The following is a 6,007-nucleotide window of genomic DNA, read 5'->3' on the forward strand; positions in this document are numbered from 1 at the left end:
AATTAACTGGTGACGAAGAACATGTCAAAACGTGATTTTTACGAAGTATTAGGCGTAAGCCGTGATGCCTCAGAGCGCGATATCAAAAAGGCGTATAAGCGTCTAGCGATGAAATTCCACCCAGACCGAAACCAGGGTGATGATTCTGCGGCGGACAAGTTTAAAGAAGTAAAAGAAGCGTACGAAGTTCTGACCGACCCTCAAAAGAAAGCGGCGTACGACCAATACGGTCATGCAGCTTTTGAACAAGGCGGCGGTGGTTTCGGTGGCGGCGGCTTTGGCGGCGGCGGTGCTGATTTCGGCGACATCTTTGGCGATGTATTCGGTGACATCTTTGGTGGTGGTCGTCGTGGCGGTGGTGGCCACCGTGCCCAGCGAGGTGCTGACCTACGTTACAACATGGAATTGACGCTAGAAGAAGCGGTTCGTGGTGTAACGAAAGAGATCGAAGTACCGACACTAGTACACTGTGATACCTGTGATGGTAGTGGCGCGAAGAAAGGTTCATCTGCTGAAACATGTGGTACCTGTCATGGTCATGGTCAAGTACAGATGCGCCAGGGCTTCTTCGCAGTGCAACAAACCTGTCCTACCTGTCACGGCAAAGGTAAAATCATTAAAGACCCTTGTAATGAGTGTCATGGTCAAGGTCGTAAGCAGAAAACAAAAACACTTAACGTTAAGATCCCAGCAGGTGTTGATACTGGCGACCGTATTCGTCTATCTGGCGAAGGTGAAGCGGGAGAAATGGGAGCACCAGCGGGTGACTTGTATGTACAAGTGCACGTGAAAGAGCACCATATCTTCGAGCGTGATGGCAACAACCTATACTGTGAAGTGCCAGTAAGCTTTGCGATGGCAGCTCTAGGTGGTGAAGTTGAAGTACCAACCCTAGATGGTCGCGTAAGCCTAAAAGTGCCTTCAGAAACGCAAACAGGTCGTATGTTCCGTATGCGTGGTAAAGGTGTGAAAGGCGTTCGCGGTGGCGGTGTTGGTGATCTTATTGTTAAGTTGGTTGTTGAAACACCAGTAAACCTAAGCTCACGCCAAAAAGAACTGCTCAAAGAGTTTGAAGAGTCTTGTGGTGGTGAAGCGGCAACTAAGCACAAGCCTAAATCAGAAGGCTTTTTCAACGGTGTGAAAAAGTTCTTTGATGATTTAACCAGCTAAGACGTTAGTGAAAAGCACAAATACAAAGGCCTGCTAAAATGCAGGCCTTTTTGCATCTCGGTGTTCTTCCTAATTCCAGCAATCACTTGGTTCTTCGACATTTGTTGACGTTAAAGTAATCGTTTTAGAACCAGTCAAGCACTCGTCGTCGTCTTGTCCCAGAGACGATTTTGCTGTTGCTGTAATGGTATAGGCCGTACTTGCAGAGCTCGCAATATCGAAAGAAAATCTATTTGTGTCTGAGTCACATAGAGTGCATGTTCCTCCAGAGAGAATATGACTCCAGTCGTACCCACCATCATAAGATGTCTCTAGCTCTAGCTGAATTCGACTAAGATCGCTCAAGGCAACCGTCCTATGAGACTTGATTACATGATTAGTGTAAGAGGGGTATGCGACTGCAGCAATGATCCCGACAATCACTACAGCTACCAGTAATTCGATCAATGTCATCCCTCTCAATCCTTTTTTGTAGCCGTTACAACGAGAAATTCGAATCATCACGAGTAGTTTCCTTTTCACTTTTCCGCCTATTTTTGGCAGGTGATAGCATCTGTGCAAGATGAATTACGGCCCTTTTGCCGTTTACATAGGAATTTGGGAAATGCCTCGCGGGTTTACGTTGTTGGAGCTTCTTATTACTGTTGCTGTACTGAGTATTATATTGGCGTTTGCAGCTCCAAGCTTTAGCCGTGTTTCACAAACTGTGCAAATGCAGCGATTAGCAACTGAATTAGCTGGTTTTCTAAGCCAAAGTAAGTCCGAGGCGGTAATGAGAAATCAAAAGTTATATATTCATTTCTCTATGGCTAAAAACGTCGTTGTCAGTCAAGGTGCATGGTCTCTACAGTTAACTAACTCATCTAGCGGCTCAGGGGGAGTAATCTTAAACCTTTCCGGCTCCGCATACTCTGAATTATCTTTGAAGCACAGTTACGATAATCAAAAAATAAGCTTCGATGAGGTCCGTGGACGGCCCCAAGGAGGAAATATAGAGTTTTTCCCAACCAATGCTCAAAACATAAAACTACAAGCAAAGATCTCAAACCCTCCTGGGAGGATTAAGATTTGTAGTAACTCTGGAACTAAGTTATATGATTACCGTCAGTGCTAACAAACGCTATCAAATAGGTAGCTCTTTAATTGAATTAATGATTAGTTCTTTAATTGGGTTAATTGTTCTTAGTGTAGTGGGCTCTATATTCTTGAGTTTACAAAAAACAGCAAAAGAAAAAAGCTTAGAGCTAAATTTATTGCAAAGTCTTAATATCACTTTATCTGTTATGAAAGAAGATATTCAAAGGGCTGGTTATGATGGTGGTCATGGTATGTCTCTTAAATTATCCGGAGCCTTGGAAACAATTACAATCAGTGGTGCATCTTCTATTGGTTTTGTTTATTTTAGAGATGACTCTCCGCTAAATAAAAACTATAGAAATATTAAGTATGAGAAGCGAGATAGCAAACTTGTAATCTGTGAAAATGGCGTAGTATCCCAAGCCAAAATACTGTCTTTTGATGGTGTGGATTTTTGTCGTTCTTTATTTGATGAAGATATTTTTCAAGTGACGAGTTTTACAGTAAATTCTGATGTCGTAACGAATGGCACAAATATTAGCGCTGTAACGGATGTTACTTTGGCTTTACAAACTGTAGATGGCGTAATTAATCAAGTTGCAGAATTTTCAATTAAGCAAAGGAATTGGCAATGAGATCTAAATTTGGATGTTCTGGGTACACGACGTTGTTAGTAACATCCATACTATTATTGTTTGCTTTGATTACATCTCTCGCATCATCAAAGGGAGTATTTTTTCAATTAAAAGTGGCTCAGAATGAACTAAAAGCTCGACAAGAACATTGGAAGGCTGAAGGAGGACTGGAATGTGCTTTTGCACAAATAAAGGAGAAGATGTTAGTTCTTCCTCCTTCCGGAACAATTACTTTACTAGGCTGTACAGTATCTACTACGATAAAAAAGCTCAGCGATTATGAATATTTGGTTACATCTAAAGAGGGAAATACAAATTTAAGTAAAGTGATAATTTCGACAGGGAACGGCCTTGGTGCTGTACTAAAAACGAGTGCGTCGGTAGAGCTTACTGGCTCAATGCACTTTGTCCCTAAAGCAAAAGGTTTGTCGTCTGACAGTGAGTGTACATCTATTATTGCTGGTGGAACCGTGAGTTATGTAGCAAGTGTAAGTGGTTCTGATGAGCACTTTCTGACGGTGGACAGTTCAGTCAGTAGTCATGCTACTGGGATTTTAGGGGCTCCTAGCTTTACTTGTAAGAATTCGCACAAATCCAATTTATTTGAAGAAACCAAACGTCCAACCTACCTAGCTACTACTAGCACTTCGAATAAAAATGAAGATATCAAAGAAAATGTTGCAAATATTTCGGTTTTCAAAGACTTATTCACTATGGATTTCAACGCAGTTAACGTAGCAAAACTCAAAAACGAGATTAAAGCGGATCCTGTTGGCGTTGTAATTGCTAGCGGTAAGACACCTAAAGGTTGGGTTAAGTCATGCCATACTAAGTTAGCTAATGCTTACGCTGCTGGAAAACGAAGGTTTTGGGTCGATGGCAGTTGCGCAATATCAGGAAATATTTTTGGTTCTACTACTCAGCCTGTAGATAATGCTATTCAGCTTATTATTTATGATGGTGTTCTCTACAGTCAAAGTATGAGTTATTTTGATGGACTTCTTTACCAATACCTTTCAAAGCCAACTGTGTTGGATGTTAAAGAAATATGGATTGATCTTTTTGATTCAAAAAATGATATAGGTGTAACCCCTACTTCTTTTCACAAGCATGATATTAATAATGACTTTAATAAATATGCTTTTTTGCTAGATGGTTCATTGAAGCTTGATGGCGGGATAGGGTTAGATGCAGAAGATAGAACTATAAAATTAAATGGATCTTTGATACCTGCCTACAATGGTGGAAAGAGCGGCAAGTACATTGAGAAACTAAAGTGGCAGCGAGGCTCCTGGAATGATCTCTAAACAAAAAGGTTTTAACCTTCTTGAAGTTCTAATTTCTTTTCTGCTTATCGGTGTTGGGGCTCTAGGTTTAACTAAGCTAAACGTGTATCTAGAACGCGAATCCGAATATGCCATAAAAAGTATTGAAGCACTGCGTCTAACAGAGAACCAGCTTGAATGGTTCCGAACGCGTGGTGCTTCGGATGCGCTTTCTACGATTTCTACTGCCAGTTTTGCCTCTATCGTGACAGGATCTTCCGCCACTGGAGCGTACACGGTGGAGTGGGATGTGCCACCTGCTACTGTATCAGGTTCACTAAAGACGATCATCATCACAACAAGTTGGGAAGATAGAATGGGGCAGACGCAATCCGTTCAGCTTAAAACGATGATCTCACAATACAGTGAATTCGAAAACTAAGTTCAATTGCATACATGGGCTGGGACAAATGCGGGTGTAATTCCTGTTTAATACCGGATTTGTCACGGTTAATAAATAGTTTTTGAACTGTTAATTGAGTTGATGTGCTACTGTTTTTATTATGTTTAATTGAAGTGGTGTTTTTGCAAAATATGTCTCCAATTATGAAAAAAAATCTAGAACCTTGTGCTTTCCCCATTAGTGTTTACTAGAATACTCGTTGGATAGTAGGTCGTTATAATTATTCAAATAGGCCTTGGCACCAACATCATTCACTATGGAGTTACCATGAGTAACCAAGCTGTAAATAAGGCACCATCATCGAAGCCGAGCGGGATGGAGCGCTTTTTAAACTTTATCGAGAGGACAGGTAACAAAATTCCTGATCCTGCGATTTTGTTCTTCTGGGCATTGATCATTACTTGGGCGGCGTCAGCACTTTTGTCGAATGTATCATTCGATCTTCCAAACCCTCGAACGGGCGAAGCTCTTACTATCACCAACTTACTTACGGGCGAAGCGCTAGCAAGTTTCCTTGCTAACATGGTGACGACGTTTACTGGCTTTGCGCCACTGGGTATCGTACTTGTCGCAATGCTAGGTGTGGGTGTTGCAGATTCTTCGGGCTTTATTACGACGGGTCTTAAGAAGATGCTGAACTTCACGCCAGCTAAGCTTCTTACTCCAATGCTTATTTTGGTTGCCATTGTATCGCATACTGCGGCAGATGCAGGCTATGTTCTGGTTATTCCTCTGGGCGGTATTATCTTCCATGCGGCAGGTCGTCACCCTTTAGCGGGTATTGCGGCAGCATTTGCAGGTGTATCTGGTGGCTTCTCTGCAAACTTTATCCCTTCAGGTATCGATCCACTACTAGCAGGCTTTACGCAAACTGCGGCGCAGGTTCTTGATCCTGAATATGTGGTTAACCCATTAGCGAACATCTTCTTCACTGGCCTATCCTCCATCATTATTGTGGGGATTGGTTGGTACGTGACAGAGAAAATCATCGAGCCTCGTTTATCAAAAATGCCAATTGATGACGATGCGGAAACCGCGCCAAACCTAGGTTCATTTACTGAACTGGAATCAAAAGCATTCCGTTATGCAGGTTGGGCAATGATGGCGGGTATTGCTTTACTTGTTGCAGCGTTAATTCCAGAAACATCAGCACTTCGCTCGCCTGAAGGTGAAATTACTGCCTTCTCAGCACCGATAATGAAGTCTATCGTGCCGTTGATCTTTATTCTGTTTATCATTCCTGGTTACGTTTACGGTAAAGTGTCTGGAACGTTCAAGACCAGCAACGACATTATCAAAGCGATGGCTGATACTATGTCAACCATGGGCGCATACATTGTTATGTCGTTCTTCTGTGCTCAGTTCCTATCTGCATTTGCTCAGTCAAACATCGGTAC

7 protein-coding genes are annotated in these 6,007 nt (G+C 42.2%); 6 read left to right on the forward strand and 1 reads right to left on the reverse strand.

Annotated elements, in window-relative coordinates; all coding sequences use genetic code 11:
- Window positions 1-21: 21 nt before the first annotated feature.
- A complete protein-coding gene (dnaJ, locus tag R7041_RS22350; protein ID WP_005381620.1) occupies window positions 22-1,170 on the forward strand; it encodes a molecular chaperone DnaJ in 1,149 nt (382 codons plus the stop codon).
- Window positions 1,171-1,239: 69 nt separating this feature from the next.
- Here dnaJ and R7041_RS22355 read toward each other — a convergent pair whose 3' ends face one another.
- Window positions 1,240-1,671, reverse strand: coding sequence for a type IV pilin protein (locus tag R7041_RS22355; protein WP_054579037.1), 432 nt, complete (start codon window positions 1,669-1,671; stop codon window positions 1,240-1,242).
- 103 nt (window positions 1,672-1,774) lie between these two features.
- Between R7041_RS22355 and R7041_RS22360 the strand changes: the two genes are divergently transcribed.
- From R7041_RS22360 to R7041_RS22380, 5 genes are all read left to right on the forward strand, one after another.
- Complete coding sequence (locus tag R7041_RS22360; protein WP_064369022.1) at window positions 1,775-2,284, forward strand: GspH/FimT family pseudopilin; 510 nt, start codon at window positions 1,775-1,777, stop codon at window positions 2,282-2,284.
- Window positions 2,265-2,882 carry a PilW family protein gene (locus tag R7041_RS22365; protein WP_005383755.1) on the forward strand — a complete coding sequence of 206 codons (618 nt, stop codon included), beginning with the start codon at window positions 2,265-2,267 and terminating at the stop codon, window positions 2,880-2,882. The genes R7041_RS22360 and R7041_RS22365 overlap by 20 nt, the downstream gene beginning before the upstream one ends.
- Window positions 2,879-4,189, forward strand: coding sequence for a hypothetical protein (locus R7041_RS22370; RefSeq protein WP_064369023.1), 1,311 nt, complete (start codon window positions 2,879-2,881; stop codon window positions 4,187-4,189). Before R7041_RS22365 ends, R7041_RS22370 begins: the two co-directional genes overlap by 4 nt.
- Window positions 4,179-4,589: a prepilin-type N-terminal cleavage/methylation domain-containing protein gene (locus tag R7041_RS22375; RefSeq protein WP_031780848.1), complete on the forward strand. Its 411-nt coding sequence runs from the start codon at window positions 4,179-4,181 to the stop codon at window positions 4,587-4,589. Before R7041_RS22370 ends, R7041_RS22375 begins: the two co-directional genes overlap by 11 nt.
- A 288-nt stretch (window positions 4,590-4,877) precedes the next feature.
- A partial coding sequence (locus R7041_RS22380) for an AbgT family transporter (protein ID WP_318072828.1) occupies window positions 4,878-6,007 on the forward strand: 1,130 nt, incomplete at its 3' end.

The sequence above is a fragment of the Vibrio sp. 1751 genome (assembly GCF_033339895.1).
GTDB lineage: Bacteria > Pseudomonadota > Gammaproteobacteria > Enterobacterales > Vibrionaceae > Vibrio > Vibrio alginolyticus.